We start from the raw sequence: 18,273 nt of genomic DNA, 5'->3' as shown, positions 1-18,273 counted from the left end.
CAACGCGTCGCCTTTTGCAAATTAGCGTTTGTATGAGTGCAAAGAAATTAATAAAGTCATTAAAAAACAAAAGATTAAATTTTGGCATGAGAGCTGCAATCACTTAGTATCTTAACTTAGCGAGGCAGCACAATGACAGCAAAAAACAAAGCTTATATTGTCGGCTACTATGGCATGCGTAACAGCGGTGACGATGCGCTTATGCTGGCAGCGGCGATGGGCGCCCGGCATTTTCTGGGCAGTGAACAGCTCACCATCAGCGCACCAGACAGCGACCCTTTGGTCAATCAGTTGGGGTGCAGTGGACAACAGCCGCTGCTGTTTCGCGGTCACCAGAGGCTGTGGCATTACCGTCATGCCTATAGCGCAAACCATGTCATTTTTGGTGGTGGCTCGGTATTGCACAGCAGCCGCGATATCGCCCTTAAGCGCCACATGATGGCTCTGAGTGGTCGCAAACAGGCCATGGCGCTGGGTGTGGGCATTGAGTCATTCAAAACCCTGGATGATGAACAGCAGTGTAAGAAGTTTTTAAACGAATGTGGGCTGGTTACCCTGCGTGACAAGCAAAGCTATGAGATTGCCAAGTCACTGGCACCTCACGCTAACCTGAAGCACACCTTTGACCTTGCGCCTTCTTTGTTGCATCACCTGAAAGGAAGACTGAACCCGGTGGCGCGTCAGGGGATCGCCTTCAACTTTTGTCCGCAATCTATAGATGCGTTTGGCAGTGTCAACGAGCACAATGAACTGCGCCGGATTGCCAAAGCCGTTGACCTTATTACCACAGTGTGGAGCTTTACCAACGAAGACATTTATCTGGTGGATCTGAACGACCAGACAAAAGGCAGTGACAGAGCAATCCACGACAAAATAGTGGCTCGCCTGCCTGAGTATGTGCGGGTTAAGCGGATCCACTATGTGGCGAACCCGGCCAGTATTTTACAGTGTATGGCGATGTTCAGGGTCATGGTGGGGATGCGACTGCATGCACAAATTTATGCCTATATGACGCAAACGCCCTTTATTAGTTTGCAATATCACGCCAAATGCACGCAGTGGTGTGAACAGATTGGCTTGCCTGAGCAGTACGCCTTTGACGCCAACGAATTTAGTCCGGACACCCTGTTCCGGGTGATGTATCGCGGCCTGGATCGCGGCTTTGATGCACCCACTCTGGGCCTGGGTCAGGCCATCACTTTGTCACTTTCTAACTGGAGCGAAAACTATGAACAGCATTCAATTCACAGTCGTTATTCCACTGTACAATAAAAGCGAGTGTATTGTCCGGGCGCTGCAAAGTGTTCATGCACAACACCATCAGGCCGCGGAAATCATAGTCGTTGACGATGGCTCTACTGATGACAGTCCGCAAAAAGTGATTGATCTGGGCCTGCCTAATCTGCGTCTGGTGCGTCAGAGCAATCAGGGCGTTTCTGCTGCACGCAATAAGGGCGTTAAAGCGGCAAGCAATGAGTATGTGGCATTTCTTGATGCCGATGATACCTGGAGCCCCTTCTTTTTGGCACGTATGGCGGAATTGATCCAGACCTTTCCACAGGCGGGGTTGTTTGCTTCGCGCTATCAAAAGGTGCTGGACAATGGTGAGTATATCGATGCCAAAATTGCACTCACCAACTGGGCTCCAGAGGGCTATGAGATGGACAACTACTTTGAAGTAGCGGCGAACGGCGACTTACCTTTTACTATGTCGAGCTTAGTGGTCGACAAAACGGCATTTAACCAGCTGGGCGGGTTCCCGGTGGGTGAATGGATGGGAGAAGATCAGAGTTTTTATGTGCAGGCCGCCCTGAAATCGCGTATTGCGTATTCTCCTGCAATTGAGAGCTTTTACTTTCTGGGCGCGCCGGGCAGTGCCTGTGATAAAGCGCCGCCGTCGCAGCTGTGTCCGTTTGCTGAGCGTTTACTGACTGCCATTAAAAACGGTGAGGTGGCGCACACTGCGATGGCCCATAAATATGTGGCGACCCACATCTGCGACCTGGCCAAACGCAATATTAAGCATCGTTTATACGGCCATGCATTGCGCTTGCTGGCCAATCCGGTGGCGCGCGCCAAGCCACTGCACTGGAGCGCCTATATGATGTTAAGCGTGCTCAGAGGGGCGCTATCGCGCATGTCTTTGGGGGTTATTCGCTAATTCCGCTGGGCATTGATTTCCTTTCGCAGCGCCGTAGTCAGCTCAGTCCAGGCCTGCTCGGGATGGGCCAGCTGATTGATGGGGACCAGGCGCTGCTTATCATCTTGCGGGAAAAACTGATAGCTTGCCATATCTACAGCCTGGTTACCCAGCAACGAGGATTTTACGTCCTGTGGCCACAGCTGCCAGCCCTGAATATCGCAGGCACTCAGTAACACGGGGTAGAGTCGGGTTTTTCTGTCAGCGAGTTTGTCGAGCACTTTGGGCAGCTCAACGGTATGCACATAGCTGGAGGCAATAAACGCCTGACTGACCAGCAGGATCACTACGTCGGCTTTGTCTATGGCACTGCGGATCTGGCTGTCCCACAGCTCACCGGGCTTGATCAGACCATCCTGCCAGATCTCAATACTGTGGTCGCGTACCAGATTGGTCAGGTGGGCTTCCAGTGTATGTTTGTAAGCCATATCATCATGACAATAGGAGATAAACACCTTAAGCGGGCGGCGCAGGTGATGGTGGGTAAAAGGCTGAAAGTCGGCGCTATCAAGCAATTGACTGGTCCCTTCGACCATAATTTTGGTGCCGGTGTCGCTGTTGGCCAGTTTCGTTGCGCTGACAAAATGTGTGTTATCCAGAGAGATGCTTAAATCTTTGGGTGGGTGGCTGTAAATTACATAGTAATTATGATGTTTAAAGGCTTTCTGTAGCTTCTCCAGGTTTTTATTCGAGTCCCTGGTCTCGCTAAAGGCTTTAAAGCCAGCCTCAAATTCCGCGACTTCCCGGGTAATATCAAAATCATGATACAGGCCCATAATCACATAATATAAATAGGCCGTGTGCCGCAGCCGTTGTGCTTTTGGTCCGCTGATATAGACACGTACGCGGATCTCGGGGTGGTAAGTGACTTTGATCAGCACTTTGCTGGCCTGACTGGTGTCTTTGTTACCGGATTCATCTTGCCTGACACCGAGTGTAAATAACAGCTGATTGCGCCAGAAGGTTTTGGCGTCGGGTAAAATACCAAAGTGGCAGATCAACTGATTGATTAACCCCATGGGAATAAAGCGGGCAAACCTCAGCGTAAAGGCCAGGGTCTGATCATAGCCAAAGGTCAGCAGGTCGTAGCCATTGGGGTCCTGCTTGGCCAGCGGCAGGTAGTTGGGGATGATATATTCATCGCTGTGGCCATGATAAAAAATCACTTTTTCCTGTTTAAGCAGCGCAATCAGGTCGGTATCGATTTCTTGCTCATCAACCAGCAGATCAAAGTATTCTTTAGCCACCCGGCCACCGCTATTTTTAAGGGTACCCAGATCAAGGATCTCGGTGTGAATATGACGGATCACTGCCTGCGGGTTTAGCCAGACCTTGTTGTCGCTGATCTGGGGGTAATAAAGCACCAGGCCCTGGCGGTGTAACTGTGTCAGTTCAGTTTTTAGGTGCTCTTTATCATTGTCCGAGCGAGCCTTGTAATGTTTCACCAGGTGGCCAAGCTGGGTATAGGTATGTAAGTCGCGCTCTTGTTGGCGCTTTAGAATATAATTGATAAATGCCTGATACCAGGGGTCGCCCGGCGCGGTGCGCTTATGTTTTTCAATCAGCTCATTCAGGCTGGTCTGCAAATAGTGTAAAGCGGCCTGATTCACGACGGAATCACCCGTCTTATCCAGGCTGATATAAAACTGGTTATCTGCCACTTTGGCTTGCTCTGGCGTGAGGCAGCCCCGGGGTTCGTTGTCGGCATGCGTCTGGATCAACAGCAGTGGGGTTTGTTTCGCCTCTTCGGCTTCACGCAACCCCTGCCACTGAGCAAGCCAGTAATCCAGTGAAAAATGCTGGGTCATCTCGCCATGGCTGTCTTTCGCCTGACGGGTGTGGTTACATTTGTCTTTCCACAATAAACAGGTGAGCGCCTTATGCTGCATAAATACCCGGTATACTCCGTGGTAATAATCTTGTCCGCCAAAGTCATAAAAAATGGCATCCGGGAGTGCCGGGTTGTTTAGTTTGTCTTGCTGCTTCTTTCTCTTGTCTGGGAGCACATAATACGCAACTTCCAGAATATGAGTAGAGCGGGTATTGGTGTTTAACTTACCTTTCTCTAAGTAATGGATCAGACTGGACTTACCTGCACTGTGGTTGCCCAAAAAGGCCACCTTACAGGGGAGTTTAATTTCACTGTTGGTATCTTTAAGGCGTAGCAGTAGGTTTTTGATTTCAGGAAGGTGGTTTTTATGGGGGGCCAGCGATAAAGAGTACTTTTCTTCAATAGGATTGGCGTTGATATAAAGCTCTGATAGGTTCATAAATGATGCAAATTGTAGAGGTGACGATATTTTGCAATTTGCCAAACGTAAAGTTTTTAATGAAACCAGTTTAGTTAGTGGTGCAATATTTGTTATGGGGTTATAATCCAAATCCAAAGAAACTAACTCTTTCAAGCTTGAGAGCGGAGATACATCCTTTATTTCATTTCCTTCTAGATCTAATGATTCTAATTTAATTAGTCTCGATAAATCAAATATATCCGTAATTATGTTGTCAGACAAATCAATATATTCAAGTTTTACCAGTGATGAAAGCGGTGATATGTCTTCAATTTTATTGTCCCATAGAGATAAGTCTATAAGATTTTTTAGTGATGAGATTTCAGTTATATTTCTTAGATCCAAACCACTTGCATTCAGAGTGTTTAGGTTTTTAAAAAGGGCCAGCTCATTGATTTCTGATACATTAGTATTGGATATATTTAAATCGCGTAAATTTGGTAATTTAACTGGTGATGGAATACTTTTCAGAGGGTTGAAGCTGAGGTCGAGAGTTTTTAAGCCCGTCAGCTTATTTACCGGAGTCATGTTTGTTATTTTATTTCTGCTTAAGTTCAAGTGCTCTATGTTTTTCAAAGAAGAAATCCATGCTGTATCTTCAATTTCAGCTTCATTAATTTGTAAGAAATGTAGGTTTTTAGGAAGGTAACCTAATAGTTTTGATGGTATGTGTGTTTTTTCTAAATTCAAAGCCACAAGTTCGAGATGTTTAGATAAATTAAGTTTGAATGGGGTTTTTCTGGTCGTGGCGGACAATACACGCAGTCTGGTTAATTGGTTTATATGGGAAAGTGTTTCTTGATTTTCAAAGGCATGGTCTGCTATTAAGCATTCCAGCTGACTTAACAAGCTAAGGTTCGGGCTTTGAATTTTATCCAGAGGTTGCGTGTGCGATAATTCAACCCAGTTTATTCTTTTAGAGGGCGTGGGAAATACTGGGAATTGTTGTTTAATTAATTTATCGGGTACACTGTTTAGGTATGCCACCCTCAAATACAACACCTTCAACCAGGTTAGCTCAAATAATTCATCGGGCAGGCTGTCAAAAATACAGTCGGAGAGATCTAGCACCCCGGTTTTGGCTTTTTGTTCTTGTTGAATACGTTTGAGGACTTCTGCTGACATACCTTTTCCTTGCCGGTGCTGAACGGGGGAATAGTTTTACCCGCTTTTAGCGATGGAGGCAAATGCTTAACGACAAAGGAAAAGTGTATTGGTAACACAGCAGCTGACACCTCGTACGGTGCCAGCCGCTGGCAGAGCTTTACTGTGTTACTGCCGGGCTCTGAGGGTATCTATAATGCTGGCATCGACCCAGTAGATATCTACATTTTTGTTGTCGTCACTGACACCGCGGTTAAATAGCAGGTATTTACCATCGGGTGTCACGGTGGCGTAGGCATCCCATTTATCTGAGTTAACGGACTCGCCCATATTGATTGCTTTTCCCCAGCTGCCGTCCTGTTGTTTAAAGCTGATATACAGGTCGGAATCGCCAAAGCCGTCTTCGCGTTCGCTATCCCAGATCAGATAGCTCTCATCGGGCGCGATAAAGGGGTGGGCGGTCATGCCACCGGAGTTGACTACTTTACTCATCACCCGTGGTGTTTGTCGCTGGCCATTCTTAACCTCGGAAATGCGTACTACCTTGTTTTTATAATCATCAAAGACATAAGTGCCTTTTTGGGATGCCGATAAGCGCATAATGCCCCAGTCCTCGCGTTCAAACATGGGGCCCAGACTTTGCCGCTCTGTCCAGTTATCGCCCTTGCGGTCCCGGTAGCCTTCGGCCATATGCATGCGCTGGCCATCGGGCGAAAAGCTCACTTCGCCGATGCGTAAAAACTCGGTGAACTTCACCCAGGTGTTGTTCTGTTGTCTGAAGCCAATCACAGTCGGGCGAAAACCGGTTTTGTTGGGCCCTTCATAGACACCCCGGTCCAGAGTAAAGTAAAACTCCTTCATGCCCGGCGCAAAGACCCCTTCCAGCTCCCAGTCTGCTTTGGAAATAATACCTGGGGCAAAGGGCTCGGCGGTCATGCCTGGTGGTTTCTGGCCCATTAACGGGCCGGTGATGGTGCCGAATTCATCCTTCGCCTGCGCCAAAGTACTGGCCAGCAAGGTGCTTAATGCGATAGTTGTCAGGGTGACAGGTTTCATAATTAAAATAAAGGTGTTTTGAGTCATCGTCGTTCCTCTGTCATGTCAGGTCGCAGTGTGAACGGTTTTGTCACAGCGGCTAACGACACTCTATTGAACAGCCTAAAAAACACATGATGTTTCCTTGATATTCGGCTGAATTCTTTATTTTAATATTAAAAGTATACTTTTCAGTGGTTTATGGTTTTAAATGGATGAGGTTTTAGCTACGGGGTATGCGTTGTGCTGAGGTGTCGCTTTTTTGTGAGCGCAATGAACAGAAGTGACAGTGCTGAGTATGAGTGCAGGAATTCACCTGAACGTGCCAGCAGAGGGGGTTGTTGCTGGCACTGTTACGCTTTGAAAGTCTTGGCTGCCGAGTCGGTGGTGTCGGCCCGACTCTGAGCTATGCTTTGCAGGTCTTGCAGTTAAACTCGAGGCGATAATATCAGTTTTGAGGTAGGTTGCTTCTCCTTTGTTATCCGGTTAGGTATTAAACAAGGCACTGATAGACTGCTCTTTTAGCTTATCCATTTCGACTTTGATTTGTGGTCCCTTAACCCCTTTGGCGATGACATCCTGTGCCTTGACTTGTGCAGCAAGGTGAAGTGCCTGCGCCAGCATGTCGCAGCGCTGCGCCAGTTCATCACTGAAAGTGCGGGCGGCTTTGCACAGTAAAGTCAGACGTTGTGGTCGTCGCGATGCATCCAGCGCGCTGAAAAGTTGCATGATAGTAGCCGGCTGCCAGTCGGGACCCTGTAGCAATGGCAATGCGGTTTGCAGGTCGCGCAGTGCTTCGCTATAGGCTTTGGGGATCTTATAGTCCTGTTCCAGATTATAGCCCTCAAGCTGAGCATCTTGCTGCCACAGTGCAAAGCTGACCGTCAGAAAATCTGGGTCTTGTTTGTCCAGCTGAGCAATACGCGATTGCAAAACTGTGCTGTTTTGCTTGGTCCAGTTAGTCAGCCAGGGCAGCACCAGGTGGAGTGCATTCAGGCTGGCCAGTGCCTCAGAAAAGACCTCAATGGCACCATCTTTGAGTGACTTTTCAATCTCCAGCCAGACTCGCTCTTTGGTCAGGGTAGTCAGTTCACCCTCATCCACCATGCGGTGCATTAAAGCCTGTGTTTCTGGTGAGATGGTAAAGCCAAGATGATGATAGCGAGCGGCAAAGCGGGCCACTCGTAATACGCGCAGAGGGTCTTCAGCAAAGGCATCACTGACATGGCGCAAGATACGTGCTTCCAGGTCTCGTTGCCCCTGGTACGGGTCGATGAGTGTGCCGTCCTCATCCTGAGCAATGGCATTGACCGTGAGGTCACGGCGCATCAGGTCCTCTTCTAGCGTAATACTGGGGGCAAAATCACAAATAAACCCGGTATAGCCCTGGCCCTGTTTTCGCTCAGTGCGGGCCAGTGCGTGTTCATCTTTACTTTGGGGGTGTAAAAATACCGGAAAGTCTTTGCCAACTTGCTGATAGCCCAGAGATTGCATTTGTTCAGGGGTGGCACCCACCACCACATAATCGCGCTCCAGAATAGGGCGTCCAAGGAGTTGATCACGCACTGCGCCACCGACCAGGTAAATTTTCATGGTAAATTCCGTATTGAAAAAGCAAACAAGGTTTTAACTTATGCCGTTTTTTTGCCATTATAGGCCCCATTCTAACAAGAAAGAGACGAGCCGTGTATTTACGATATTTTGGTCTGACCGAAAAGCCGTTTTCGATAGCACCAAACCCGGAGTTTTTGTTCCTAAGCGAACGCCATAAGGAAGCGCTTGCTCATCTGACTTATGGCCTGGGCGATGCCGGTGGCTTTGTGCTGCTGACCGGGGAGGTGGGAACAGGTAAAACCACAGTGACCCGCAGCATGCTGGCACAGTTGCCCGAATCTACGCAGGTGGCATTTATCCTCAATCCGGCGTTGTCGGAAATGGAACTGCTTGCAAGTATCTGTGATGAACTGAACATAGACTACGACGCAGACAATGCGACGCTTAAGTCACTGACCGATGTCATTAAAGCACGTCTGCTGGAGAATCATCAGCAGGGTGGCCACACTATGTTGATCATTGATGAGGCGCAGCACCTTGCTGCTGACGTGCTGGAGCAATTGCGATTACTTACTAATCTGGAGACCGACCATAAAAAACTATTGCAGATAGTGCTTGTGGGTCAGCCGGAACTCCAGCAGCTACTCAAACGCAATGAGTTGCGTCAGTTAGCACAGCGTATTACGGCTCGGTATCATTTATTGCCGCTGACAGAATCTCAGGTTTTTGCCTATGTGAAGCATCGTCTCAATAAGGCCGGTTGCCAGACCAGTCTGTTTGAACCTCAGGCCATTGCCTATATGCATAAGGTGACAGCTGGCATTCCGCGGCTGATTAACTTGCTGGCCGACCGCTGTTTACTGGGTACCTACTCTGCACAGCAACAAGTGGTGACTAAGGCCGTTGCCGTACAGGCTGCCAAAGAAGCCTTGCCACTGGATCTGGTTCCGCAGGCAAAAGAGCGCGGGGTGAACATGCCGGTACTGGTTTCTGGCTGGATGGCTGCCATGTTTATTTGTGGCATTGGTCTTTCGTATATTTTTTAGTGGTGTGATATGTCGTACCTAATCAATGCATTAAAACAATCTCAACAAATCGACTCTGAGCAGGATTATCAACAATCACGTCATGAGCGACAGGTCCGTTTTTATCGCCGTTTAAGTCTGTCACTGGGTGGCGCGCTGATCAGTGTGTGTGCTTTGGGTGCTGGTTATTTTGTCGGAGAAGCCTTTCAGAAGGTGCCGGCCGACGCGGTGGTTGCGAAAACAGCCGCTGAACACAGTGACGCCGCAGATGTTACAGTGGCGAATCAGGCAGAGAAGCAAGACAGCCCGGCGACGACCGCAGCGAAAGTTGCGACAGTACCGGCAAATGCTCAGATGCCTCATAATCAGGTTACTATGGGTAATCCGGTTGTTGTTCAGACTGGTCAGGTTGTCAGTCAACCAATGAATCAGGGTGTCAATCCGGCGATTAATCCTGTTATACATAACGCGCAGCGTCAGATCCACTATCAGTGGATGTCAGTCCAGGTTGGCTTTGATGCTCAGGGACAACCGGTTTATTCGCAACAGCTGGTGCCGGTCTCTGCCAATGGTCAGATTGTTCAGCAACCCGTCGGTAATCAGTATACAGCGGTACAGCAAGGTTTCCGGCCCACTAACCAGGCTGTTTTTACTGCAAATCAGAGAATGTCGAACAACCAGCAGCCGCTGGAAGATTTAAGCGGCTATCGGGTACTGGGTGTGCCACTGGAGCAATCTCGTGCCAACGCAGCCCGACAAGAAGCCCAACGCCAGGAGGTTGAGGCTCTTGCTGGGGTGCCCGATGATTTAAAGAAAGCATTTGAACAGGCTGTGGAGGAAACTGCGCCTAAGTCGGATCGTATTGTCTCTGAAGTCTTGTCCAGCACCCGTGGGTCGGCCCGGGCAACGCCCGTTGAGTTACTGCCAGAGCAGCTGCAAAACAGCCTGCCAAGGTTGCGTTACCAGGCCCATATTTACGCCACCGATGCTCAAAAGCGTTGGATTAAACTGAATAACCGTGAATTGTATGAAGGCGATAACATGGGCGCCCTGCAGCTGGTGGAGATCACCCCAGAGCAAGCCATGTTCGATTTTGATGGGATAGAGTTTACCCTGCAGGCGATGCAGGACTGGCCTGACAACCAGTAATACTTATACCAACTACACATTGCTATTAGTCAGGGCATCATGGTGTGGCGGAAAAAGCGGATCAGATCAATGCTGAACTCTTCCGGTTTGATCGCCGCTTCCAGCTCATCGGTCACACGCTTATCTGCCAGGTCAATGTCTTTTACTTCGGTATAAAGCATGTTCTTGGCGTGATAAAACACTTTAACCACCGGCTTGAGTGGCTCATGGGGGTTACTCGAAGCGACTACGCCAATACGCTGGCTTTTGAGTTTGACCAGAGTGCCCACCGGATACACGCCAATACAGTTAATAAAATGGGCCAGCAGATCGGCGTCATAATGCGCTGGGGTACCCTCTTTTAAAATACGAAAGGCGCGGATTGGAGTTAACCCTACCTTGTAGACGCGTTCGGCTGTCAGGGCATCGTAAACATCAACGATGGCAGCCATGCGAACATACTGAGACAGGTCATCGCCCTGTTTACCAAAGGGGTAACCACTGCCATCCAGACGTTCATGGTGAAAGCCCGCAATCTCTGTGGCTATCTGGCCCAGTCCGCTTTCGCCAACAATCTCATAGCTGTATTTTGCATGGGCCATCATTTGCTGATATTCGTTGTCGGTGAGCTTACCGGGTTTATTGAGGATTTCGTTTGGCACCTTGATTTTGCCAATGTCATGTAACAAGGCGCCGGTGGCGAGCTGCTCGATAATGTCGCGTTCAAGGCCAAGGTGTTTAGCAAAAATGCTCATCAGAATAGACACATTCAGTGAATGCTCGAGTAAATAGCTGTCTTTTTCACGGATCCGGGCAATGCAGGCCAGCGCATCCTGATTGCGAAAAATGGAGTCAATAAACCCCGAAGCCGTTTGTTTAAACTCTTCAACCGCGATGGCTTTACCAGCTTTGACGTCAGCGAAGGCTTTTTCCTGCAGTCCTTTGGCTTCCTCGTATAAAGCACTCGCACGACCCAGCTCGGCCTCAACACTGGTGCTTTTGTGCCAGGGGTCATGCACCGTGACATTATCCTGATGTGGTTCATTTGGCTGTTCAGACTGAACCTCGGTTTTGGCTTGCAGGGTTTTGTCCGGATCGATTTCAACTTCGAGCACGCCCGCTTTTTGTAATGAGCCGATGGCGCCTTCAGTGCGTACCCAGCCCTGGCTTTTAACGCGTACGTGTCCTGCCTGTCGGGTGACACTGACCACAAACATACCAGGTTTTAAGTCATTGATAGTAATCGTTTTCACGGCTGCAATTTGATGATTGTTCAGACTTTAAGCTTAGCAAAGGTTATGCAGAAAGAAAGGAATAATCGGTGCTGTTGAGCCCTTTATTGCAAGCCTGATAACGCAAAGAGGTTGCAATTAGAAAAATTTCTTCGCAAGCTGGTTATCCAAAAAAACGGTAAGAATAACAACGATGAAAACACTACTATCTGCACTATCGCTGGCGCTGGTAAGTCATTGCGCGCTGGCCTATCAACTGGATACCCAGGTATCCCGGGCTTTGCCTGAGTTAGAGGCGCTCTATTTGCATTTGCATCAGAACCCCGAACTTTCCTATCAGGAAGAGCAGACCGCAAAGCGACTGGCATATGAACTTCAGCAACTGGGATTTGACGTGACCGAGCGGGTTGGCGGGCATGGCGTAGTTGGGTTACTGCGCAACGGTGAGGGGCCAACAGTGATGATCCGCGCCGATACCGATGGCTTACCTATTGTTGAGCAAACCGGTAAACCCTACGCATCTAAAGTGCGGGTTAAAGATGCCAACAACAACGAGGTCGGTGTCATGCATGGGTGTGGACATGATATTCATATGACCAGTTTTATTGGTACCGCTCAGCAGCTGGCAAATAATCGCGATCAGTGGCAGGGCACTCTGATGATGGTCGCTCAACCTGCAGAAGAAGTCGGGGCCGGTGCGAAAGCCATGCTTAAGGAAGGCCTATTTAGCCGCTTTGCTAAGCCCGATCATGTTCTGGGGCTACATGTCAGTGCGTCGTTACCGGCAGGTCAGGTTGCCATCGCGCCAGGCTATGCATTGGCGAATGTGGACTCAGTTGATATCACAGTGAGAGGCAAGGGAGGACATGGAGCATATCCTCACACCACAGTTGATCCTGTGGTGCTGGCATCACGCATTGTTCTTGCGGCGCAAACCATTACCAGCCGCGAAATTTCGCCGTTAAAACCTTCGGTGATCACGGTAGGCTCCATTCATGGTGGTTCAAAACACAATATCATTTCTAACGAAGTTAAACTTCAGCTGACACTGCGCTCATACGACCCCGATGTCCGTGCGCAGCAAATTGCCGCACTGGAGCGCATGACCAAGGGGATTGCGCAAAGTGCGGGCTTGCCGCCAGAACTCGCTCCGGTTGTATATGTTCACGAAGAAGAGAGCATTCCTTCGACTTACAATACGCCTGAGCTCGCTGTGCGGGTTGAAAAGAGCATTCGTGCTGAGCTTGGTGATGAACACGTCGTCAAGGCTGAGCCTGTGATGGCCGGCGAAGACTTTGGCTTGTATGGCCGCACTCCGGAAAATATCCCGGCAACGATTTTCTGGTTGGGTGGCGTTGAGCCTGAGGCGTACCAGCAGGCTCAGTTTTCGGGTGAAGCGCTACCTTCGTTGCATTCGAGCAAGTTTGCACCGGACTATCCGCTGACCATAAAAACCGGTGTACGTGCGATGACCGCCAGTGCGCTGGATCTGTTTAAAACGGCACAGGTGCAATAAAGGTCATCATTTGTTCAGACTCAGGGTGACTGATCTGCAGCATTTCTGCGTGCAATTGAAGCCGGGATGCTGCAGCCAGGGCTTCACCTTGGGAGTAGAGGCGATCTCCTAAAATGGGGTGGCCGAGTGACAGCATATGCACCCGCAACTGATGGGAGCGTCCGGTGATCGGAGTGAGCTTGACTCGGGTTGCCATGGCTTCATGTGATAACACTTCAAAGTGCGTCAAAGAGGGTTTGCCTGTCTCGTGGCAGACCATTTGTTTAGGACGGTTTGGCCAGTCACAGATCAGCGGTAGATCCACAGAACCCTGTTCCTGTTTCAGATGACCATGCACCCGGGCAATATAACGTTTGGCGGTCAGACGATCCTGAAATTGAATACTCAAAAAGCGATGCGCTGCTTTATGCATGGCCAGACATAGCACTCCGGAAGTTGCCATATCCAGACGATGGACTATCTTTGCGTTGGGATACACCAGATTAACCCGACTGATCACACTGTCCCAGTGCTTTGGATCTTTACCCGGCACGCTCAGCAAGCCACTGGGTTTATTTAACACCAGCATGTGTTCATCCTGATAGAGAATATCAAGATAGGGATCGGTGGGGGGAGCGTAATTGACTAACACAAATAACCTGCAACTGGCTTCGACTTCAAGGGCCGACATTTTACCTAGCGTCAGGTGAAAAGGCCAATCACAATATACGTAATGTCCTGTTATTGACACCCGTCAGAAGATAGGTGAAAGTGCAAAACCTAAGCGCGTAAAGGAATCAAGTATGAAGCTACCACTACACTGCGAATACAGCTACGACCCGGGTTTTTTAACTCAAGAAGAAAGCCAGGCTTTGTTTCAGTGGTTGACAGATCACTTTGACCTTTCACAACCTGAAACCATTACCATGGGAGACGGCTCAGAGGCTGCTATTTTGCCCTGGAAAGTTAACTTGTTGGAGCCGGGGCTCGCCAAATCGGGGCAGTTCGGCTTTTTCCACGGCAGACAACAACCCTGGTTTGAGTTAATTGAGCAGATCCATCAGCGCCTAGCAGCGCAAACCGGGTTAGTATTTCCTGTGTGCGTATGTCTTTATTATCCTGACGGAGAAGAGTGGATGGATTTTCACTGTGATTTGCCGGCGTTTGGTTCTACTAATGTTATTCCTTCTTTGAGTATAGGCGCAGCGCGTACCTTTCTGATACGCAACACCCAAGATCATCAGGAGGTACACTCGGTTGAGCTGGAAAATGGCTCCTTGTTCATCATGGGCGAGGGTTTTCAGTCACGCTATCAGCATGCGGTGCCGCGGGCATCAGAAGGGGCAGGTCCCCGTTTTAATCTGACGTTTCGTCAGTTTGATCAGGTTTGATAAGTAAGGAAATAGGATGAAAGTGGGCTTTTTTCAGTTCGATGTGGCGTTTGCCGAGCCTGAGCAAAACCGTGACGCCATCAAGCATGCGCTGATGATGCCTCATGAGTTTGATCTCTTGTTGCTGCCCGAGTTGTGCACGACGGGAAGCATATTCTTCGATCGCCAGCAAGTCGTTGACCTGGCAGAAAATTTGTACCAGGGTGCATCTTCACTAATGCTGCAAGCCCTGGCTCAGGAAAAATCGGCTTGTATTGTTGCTGGCCTTGCTGAGTGTCATGAGGGGCAGCTCTACAACAGTACATTGCTGACAGGTCCGGATGGTCTGCTAGGCATTCACCGCAAAGTGCATCTTGCGTCAACGGATCAGTTACGATTTGTGCCTGGTAAAGATTTCTGCGTGTATGAAGTTCAGGGTGTCAAAATTGGCGTCTTATTGTGTTACGACATCTGGTTTGAAGATGGGCTGCAGGCGCTTAAGCAGCAGGGTGTGCAGATCATTCTTAATCCGTCGAACTTTTGCGGAGAGGATAGCCTGGAAGTGATCAAAAAGGCGGCCAAAGACTATGGTGTCTATGTGATAGCCGCCAATCGTTTGGGTATGGACCACGACTGTAATACGGGCGTTCGTTTCATTGGCAACAGCCTGATTGTAGACCCACAAGGCAAGGTACTGGCACAGGGAGATGAATCTCAGCAATTGCGGGTGGTTGAGATAGCGCTTTGATCCGGTTCATACGGCATCAGAGTATCTGGTCAGTATGCGGATAATGATGCGTAAACCAGTGCTGTAAAAACTGAATGCATTGCAACACGCTGGCCGGAACGTGATGGCGGGCAGGATAGAGTGCCAGCAGGGTGAGTCGTGGCTTCTTACTGTCTGGCAGAATACTGACTACCTCTTTGCTCGCAATTGCTTGCCGGCAGGCAAATTCAGGTAAGATACCAATACCCAATCCAGCTTTAATGGACTCCAGCATAAAAAGGACGTTGTTCGCTTTGAGTGTGCCCGAAATCTTCACTCCTTCATCCAAAGGCCAGATATTTTTTCCTTTAAAGTAGCGGTATTCAAAGCAGTTATGCTGAGTTAAATCCCGCGGATACTCAATGGTTGGGTTCGTTGCCAGGTATTCGGGGCTGGCGCAAATGTGATAGTCAAAACGGGTTATTTCACGTCCAATGTAATTACTGTCGATGGGTCGGCTGGTGGCGCGCAGTCCAAGATCAAATCCTTGCTCAACCAGGTCTATATCCTCATCACCAAGATGAATGTCGAGTTCTATATTTGGGTAAGCCTGCATAAAGTCCGCAAACACTTTCCCCAAATCTGTGATCCCCAGCACCATAGGTAAATTAATTTTTAACTTGCCTTTGGGCGCCTGCTGCGTTGACAGAACAAAGGAGTCCGCTTCTTCCAGTTTACTGAGAATGTCTCTGGCACGTTGTAAATAGCCTTCACCGACTTGGGTCAGCTGGAGATGGCGGGTGGTACGATAGAGCAAGCGCGCACCCAGTTGATCCTCAAGGCGGCTAATCTCTTTGCTGATCATCGATTTCGATGTGTTGAACTGTTCAGCAACCCGGGTAAAGCTGCCAATCTCCGCCAATTTCACAAAGAGTTCAATGGCACGTAACTTATTCATTTAAATAATCCTTATCGACAGTGGAGCATATCAAATCAAGAATATACTGTTTCTTGTGTGTGAACACTTGGTTTCTTTTGTGGTTATATATCAAACAATGCACAAGTCATAGACTAACAGGGTTGAACATATCCACAGGTGAAGCGCTGAATTCGCCCGTGAAACACAACAGAAGGACTATGACTATGTACACCCTATACTATATTCAGGAAGCCTGCTCACTCGCCGTAAATACGGTATTGCGTGAGCTTAGGCAGGATGTGACGCTTATCCGCGCAGATAGCCTGAATGACTTTTCCGCCGTGAATCCCGGGCTACAGGTACCGGTACTGATAGATGGCGACGACAAGCTGGTTGAAGGGGCTGCGATTATGCTGCACCTTACCAGCAAGCACCCCAGCCGTTTGTTTCCCACAGAGCAGGGACTCGCTCGTCGCCGTGCAGTGGAGCACTTGCTGTTTGCCAATGCCACCATGCACCCAGCCTACTCCAAATTGTTTTTTGTGGCTCAGGTTGCTGAGGGCGGTGCTGTGCGTCAGCAGCTGTTTGAGGCGGCCGCAAAGGTGATCAATCAGTTATGGGAGCAGGTTGAATCTCAGTTGCAATCTCAGCCATTTCTGGGTGGCCAGCATGCTTGTGTCGCTGATATTTTGCTGGCTGTATACTCGCGTTGGGGAGCCGCCTTTCCTGTCGACATTACAATACCCCCTCGCACTGCAAGCATGATTGAAGCGGTTACTTGCATGCCTGGTTTTGTCGCGGCCTTACAGGCTGAACAGGCGCAGGGGGCATAATGCATCACGTCGAAATGAAAAAGGAGCTGAGTGAGATCCGGGCCATGGTGCAATGTTACTTTACAGGGCTGCATGAGGGCGATAGTGAGACATTACGAAACCTGTTTCATCCCGACTGCTGGCTCAAAGCGCCGGGTTTGAGGCGCACCCGGGATGAATGGCTGCAATTGGTCAGCGACCGTACTTCACCGGCAGAAAAGGGTGATGAATTTGTCTATCAGATACTGGCGATAGACTGGCTTGGGCAACAGGCTATGGTCAAGGTGTTATGCCCGCTGTTTGAACATCACTATATCGACTTTCTGGGCCTGCTGAAAGAACAGGGGCAGTGGCGGATAGTCAACAAAATGTACGCGAATTTACCACACACATATCAGGGGTAACTATGCCTTATATTCATATTCAAGTCACCGATGAGGGCGTGACAAACGCGCAGAAGCAGTCACTGATCAAAGGTGTCACCCAGCTGATGGTAGATGTATTAGGTAAAAATCCACAGACGACGTTTGTGGTCATTGACGAAGTCCCGACTGACAACTGGGGGATTGGCTTTGAACAGGTCACGGCGCTCAGGCAGCGACAAGCACAATAATTACTGCTTATTGGCCTCGTCATACCGAGTACGGGCGGCGTTTATTTCATCGAAGTGATCGTCGGCCCAGGACACCAGCTGCCAGGCGGGTTTGGCGAGCCCCCGGCCCAGTTCAGTCAGCTCGTATTCCACTTTTACTGGTACCTGGGGGTAGACGGTACGTTTGATATAGCCATCGCGTTCCAGGTCACGCAATGTTTGTGTCAGCATCCGCTGCGAAATTCCCTGAATCCTTGATTTTAGGGCGTTGAAACGGTCTGGGCCATCGACCAGTGCAAACAGGATTAAAATCGACCATTTGTCACCTATCTGTGCCACCACATTACGGATGGGGCAACGCTCGTTTTGTTCAAAGACCCTGCGGGCCTGGGTTTTAGTGTCGCTCACAATACAAATTCCTGAAATTGGGTTAAGTATAAAACAGGCTGCTTTGTCGAAATGAGCCATGTTACTGTCAATTAATGGCCTTAGTATATATAAGTAACTGGTTGGATTAAAGGTCTAAACTGAGTGTCCAAGCCTGTACTTGTGGAAGTTTTCTTTGCGAGCTTTACTCTGTGGAGCACAAAAAGTCGTAATACCAATCTGCTTAGTTAAGTGTTCTATTTTGAGGCGAGAAAATAGGGTCGATAACACCGCTCTCGCGTCCTGCTATCGCTGAGGCACCTACATCCATGTAGGCGAGGCAAAAATTTTGCTATTTAGTTGTTCTAAATGAGAAATTTTTAACGCCGTTAGCGTCATATTTGCTCCTTCAAATAGAACAGGTATTAAGTGAAATTGGTATAA

The 18,273-nt window shown here is 49.0% G+C and carries 17 protein-coding genes and 1 pseudogene; 10 read left to right on the top strand and 8 right to left on the bottom strand.

All coding sequences use genetic code 11. The features are described from left to right. The first annotated feature begins 132 nt into the window (after positions 1-132). Together CWB99_RS08800 and CWB99_RS08795 are read left to right on the top strand one after the other, a co-directional pair. Complete coding sequence (locus CWB99_RS08800; protein WP_138551132.1) at positions 133-1,272, top strand: polysaccharide pyruvyl transferase family protein; 1,140 nt, start codon at positions 133-135, stop codon at positions 1,270-1,272. After that, positions 1,229-2,161 (top strand): glycosyltransferase family 2 protein, encoded by a 933-nt coding sequence (locus tag CWB99_RS08795; RefSeq protein WP_054015918.1) that lies wholly within the window; start codon positions 1,229-1,231, stop codon positions 2,159-2,161. Before CWB99_RS08800 ends, CWB99_RS08795 begins: the two co-directional genes overlap by 44 nt. Here the strand turns inward: CWB99_RS08795 and CWB99_RS08790 are convergent. From CWB99_RS08790 to CWB99_RS08780, 4 genes and pseudogenes are all read right to left on the bottom strand, one after another. Continuing rightward, positions 2,158-4,470 carry a COR domain-containing protein gene (locus tag CWB99_RS08790; protein WP_249331803.1) on the bottom strand — a complete coding sequence of 771 codons (2,313 nt, stop codon included), beginning with the start codon at positions 4,468-4,470 and terminating at the stop codon, positions 2,158-2,160. The genes CWB99_RS08795 and CWB99_RS08790 overlap by 4 nt on opposite strands. A gap of 84 nt (positions 4,471-4,554) precedes the next feature. Then, positions 4,555-5,019, bottom strand: a pseudogene (locus CWB99_RS24880) (leucine-rich repeat domain-containing protein); the annotation flags it as partial. 744 nt (positions 5,020-5,763) lie between these two features. After that, the gene (locus CWB99_RS08785) at positions 5,764-6,651 is read right to left on the bottom strand and encodes a TolB family protein (protein ID WP_138551149.1); all 888 of its coding nucleotides are present in this window, start codon (positions 6,649-6,651) and stop codon (positions 5,764-5,766) included. Between the two features lie 465 nt (positions 6,652-7,116). Continuing rightward, a complete protein-coding gene (locus CWB99_RS08780; RefSeq protein ID WP_138551134.1) occupies positions 7,117-8,223 on the bottom strand; it encodes a tRNA nucleotidyltransferase in 1,107 nt (368 codons plus the stop codon). A 92-nt stretch (positions 8,224-8,315) separates the two neighbouring features. On the opposite strand from CWB99_RS08780, the gene CWB99_RS08775 reads away from it, so the two are divergent. Together CWB99_RS08775 and CWB99_RS08770 are read left to right on the top strand one after the other, a co-directional pair. Then, positions 8,316-9,230 (top strand): ExeA family protein, encoded by a 915-nt coding sequence (locus CWB99_RS08775; protein WP_138551135.1) that lies wholly within the window; start codon positions 8,316-8,318, stop codon positions 9,228-9,230. Positions 9,231-9,239: 9 nt separating this feature from the next. Beyond that, on the top strand, positions 9,240-10,358 hold the full coding sequence (locus tag CWB99_RS08770; RefSeq protein ID WP_138551136.1) for a general secretion pathway protein GspB: 1,119 nt from the start codon (positions 9,240-9,242) through the stop codon (positions 10,356-10,358). A 29-nt stretch (positions 10,359-10,387) separates the two neighbouring features. On the opposite strand, the gene CWB99_RS08765 is transcribed toward CWB99_RS08770, so the two are convergent. Further along, positions 10,388-11,590 carry an HD-GYP domain-containing protein gene (locus CWB99_RS08765; RefSeq protein WP_138551137.1) on the bottom strand — a complete coding sequence of 401 codons (1,203 nt, stop codon included), beginning with the start codon at positions 11,588-11,590 and terminating at the stop codon, positions 10,388-10,390. A gap of 172 nt (positions 11,591-11,762) precedes the next feature. Between CWB99_RS08765 and CWB99_RS08760 the strand changes: the two genes are divergently transcribed. Continuing rightward, a complete protein-coding gene (locus tag CWB99_RS08760) occupies positions 11,763-13,085 on the top strand; it encodes a M20 metallopeptidase family protein (RefSeq protein WP_138551138.1) in 1,323 nt (440 codons plus the stop codon). Here the strand turns inward: CWB99_RS08760 and rluA are convergent. Next, on the bottom strand, positions 13,063-13,716 hold the full coding sequence (rluA, locus tag CWB99_RS08755) for a bifunctional tRNA pseudouridine(32) synthase/23S rRNA pseudouridine(746) synthase RluA (RefSeq protein WP_171045295.1): 654 nt from the start codon (positions 13,714-13,716) through the stop codon (positions 13,063-13,065). The genes CWB99_RS08760 and rluA overlap by 23 nt on opposite strands. A gap of 151 nt (positions 13,717-13,867) precedes the next feature. Here rluA and CWB99_RS08750 point away from each other — a divergent pair, with 151 nt between their 5' ends. After that, positions 13,868-14,455, top strand: a complete 588-nt coding sequence (locus CWB99_RS08750; protein ID WP_138551140.1) for an alpha-ketoglutarate-dependent dioxygenase AlkB — start codon at positions 13,868-13,870, stop codon at positions 14,453-14,455. Positions 14,456-14,471: 16 nt separating this feature from the next. Then, positions 14,472-15,182: a nitrilase-related carbon-nitrogen hydrolase gene (locus CWB99_RS08745; RefSeq protein WP_138551141.1), complete on the top strand. Its 711-nt coding sequence runs from the start codon at positions 14,472-14,474 to the stop codon at positions 15,180-15,182. A gap of 16 nt (positions 15,183-15,198) precedes the next feature. Here the strand turns inward: CWB99_RS08745 and CWB99_RS08740 are convergent, their stop codons facing one another. Continuing rightward, the gene (locus CWB99_RS08740) at positions 15,199-16,098 is read right to left on the bottom strand and encodes a LysR family transcriptional regulator (RefSeq protein WP_138551142.1); all 900 of its coding nucleotides are present in this window, start codon (positions 16,096-16,098) and stop codon (positions 15,199-15,201) included. A gap of 185 nt (positions 16,099-16,283) precedes the next feature. On the opposite strand from CWB99_RS08740, the gene CWB99_RS08735 reads away from it, so the two are divergent. From CWB99_RS08735 to CWB99_RS08725, 3 genes are read left to right on the top strand one after another with little or no spacing between them, the layout of a single operon-like run. Continuing rightward, entirely contained in the window at positions 16,284-16,892 is a 609-nt protein-coding gene (locus CWB99_RS08735) for a glutathione S-transferase family protein (RefSeq protein ID WP_138551143.1), read from the top strand. After that, positions 16,892-17,275, top strand: coding sequence for a nuclear transport factor 2 family protein (locus tag CWB99_RS08730; protein WP_138551144.1), 384 nt, complete (start codon positions 16,892-16,894; stop codon positions 17,273-17,275). The genes CWB99_RS08735 and CWB99_RS08730 overlap by 1 nt, the downstream gene beginning before the upstream one ends. A gap of 2 nt (positions 17,276-17,277) precedes the next feature. Then, positions 17,278-17,484 (top strand): tautomerase family protein, encoded by a 207-nt coding sequence (locus CWB99_RS08725; protein WP_138551145.1) that lies wholly within the window; start codon positions 17,278-17,280, stop codon positions 17,482-17,484. On the opposite strand, the gene CWB99_RS08720 is transcribed toward CWB99_RS08725, so the two are convergent. Next, the gene (locus CWB99_RS08720) at positions 17,485-17,871 is read right to left on the bottom strand and encodes a winged helix-turn-helix transcriptional regulator (RefSeq protein WP_212748507.1); all 387 of its coding nucleotides are present in this window, start codon (positions 17,869-17,871) and stop codon (positions 17,485-17,487) included. Positions 17,872-18,273 lie beyond the last annotated feature (402 nt).

Origin of the sequence: Pseudoalteromonas rubra (assembly GCF_005887095.1) — a bacterium.
Lineage (GTDB): Bacteria > Pseudomonadota > Gammaproteobacteria > Enterobacterales > Alteromonadaceae > Pseudoalteromonas > Pseudoalteromonas rubra_E.
The sequence above is the reverse complement of the archived record's forward strand: the minus strand, read 5'-3'. Positions and strand labels throughout refer to the sequence as shown.

Excerpts from the sequence above, each read along its gene's own strand:
- CWB99_RS08800 (WP_138551132.1), top strand. The coding sequence starts at position 133 with ATGACAGCAAAAAACAAAGCTTATATTGTCGGCTACTATGGCATGCGT.
- CWB99_RS08795 (WP_054015918.1), top strand. The coding sequence starts at position 1,229 with ATGAACAGCATTCAATTCACAGTCGTTATTCCACTGTACAATAAAAGC.
- CWB99_RS08790 (WP_249331803.1), bottom strand. The coding sequence starts at position 4,470 with ATGAACCTATCAGAGCTTTATATCAACGCCAATCCTATTGAAGAAAAG.
- CWB99_RS08785 (WP_138551149.1), bottom strand. The coding sequence starts at position 6,651 with ATGAAACCTGTCACCCTGACAACTATCGCATTAAGCACCTTGCTGGCC.
- CWB99_RS08780 (WP_138551134.1), bottom strand. The coding sequence starts at position 8,223 with ATGAAAATTTACCTGGTCGGTGGCGCAGTGCGTGATCAACTCCTTGGA.
- CWB99_RS08770 (WP_138551136.1), top strand. The coding sequence starts at position 9,240 with ATGTCGTACCTAATCAATGCATTAAAACAATCTCAACAAATCGACTCT.
- CWB99_RS08760 (WP_138551138.1), top strand. The coding sequence starts at position 11,763 with ATGAAAACACTACTATCTGCACTATCGCTGGCGCTGGTAAGTCATTGC.
- CWB99_RS08750 (WP_138551140.1), top strand. The coding sequence starts at position 13,868 with ATGAAGCTACCACTACACTGCGAATACAGCTACGACCCGGGTTTTTTA.
- CWB99_RS08745 (WP_138551141.1), top strand. The coding sequence starts at position 14,472 with ATGAAAGTGGGCTTTTTTCAGTTCGATGTGGCGTTTGCCGAGCCTGAG.
- CWB99_RS08740 (WP_138551142.1), bottom strand. The coding sequence starts at position 16,098 with ATGAATAAGTTACGTGCCATTGAACTCTTTGTGAAATTGGCGGAGATT.
- CWB99_RS08735 (WP_138551143.1), top strand. The coding sequence starts at position 16,284 with ATGTACACCCTATACTATATTCAGGAAGCCTGCTCACTCGCCGTAAAT.
- CWB99_RS08730 (WP_138551144.1), top strand. The coding sequence starts at position 16,892 with ATGCATCACGTCGAAATGAAAAAGGAGCTGAGTGAGATCCGGGCCATG.
- CWB99_RS08725 (WP_138551145.1), top strand. The coding sequence starts at position 17,278 with ATGCCTTATATTCATATTCAAGTCACCGATGAGGGCGTGACAAACGCG.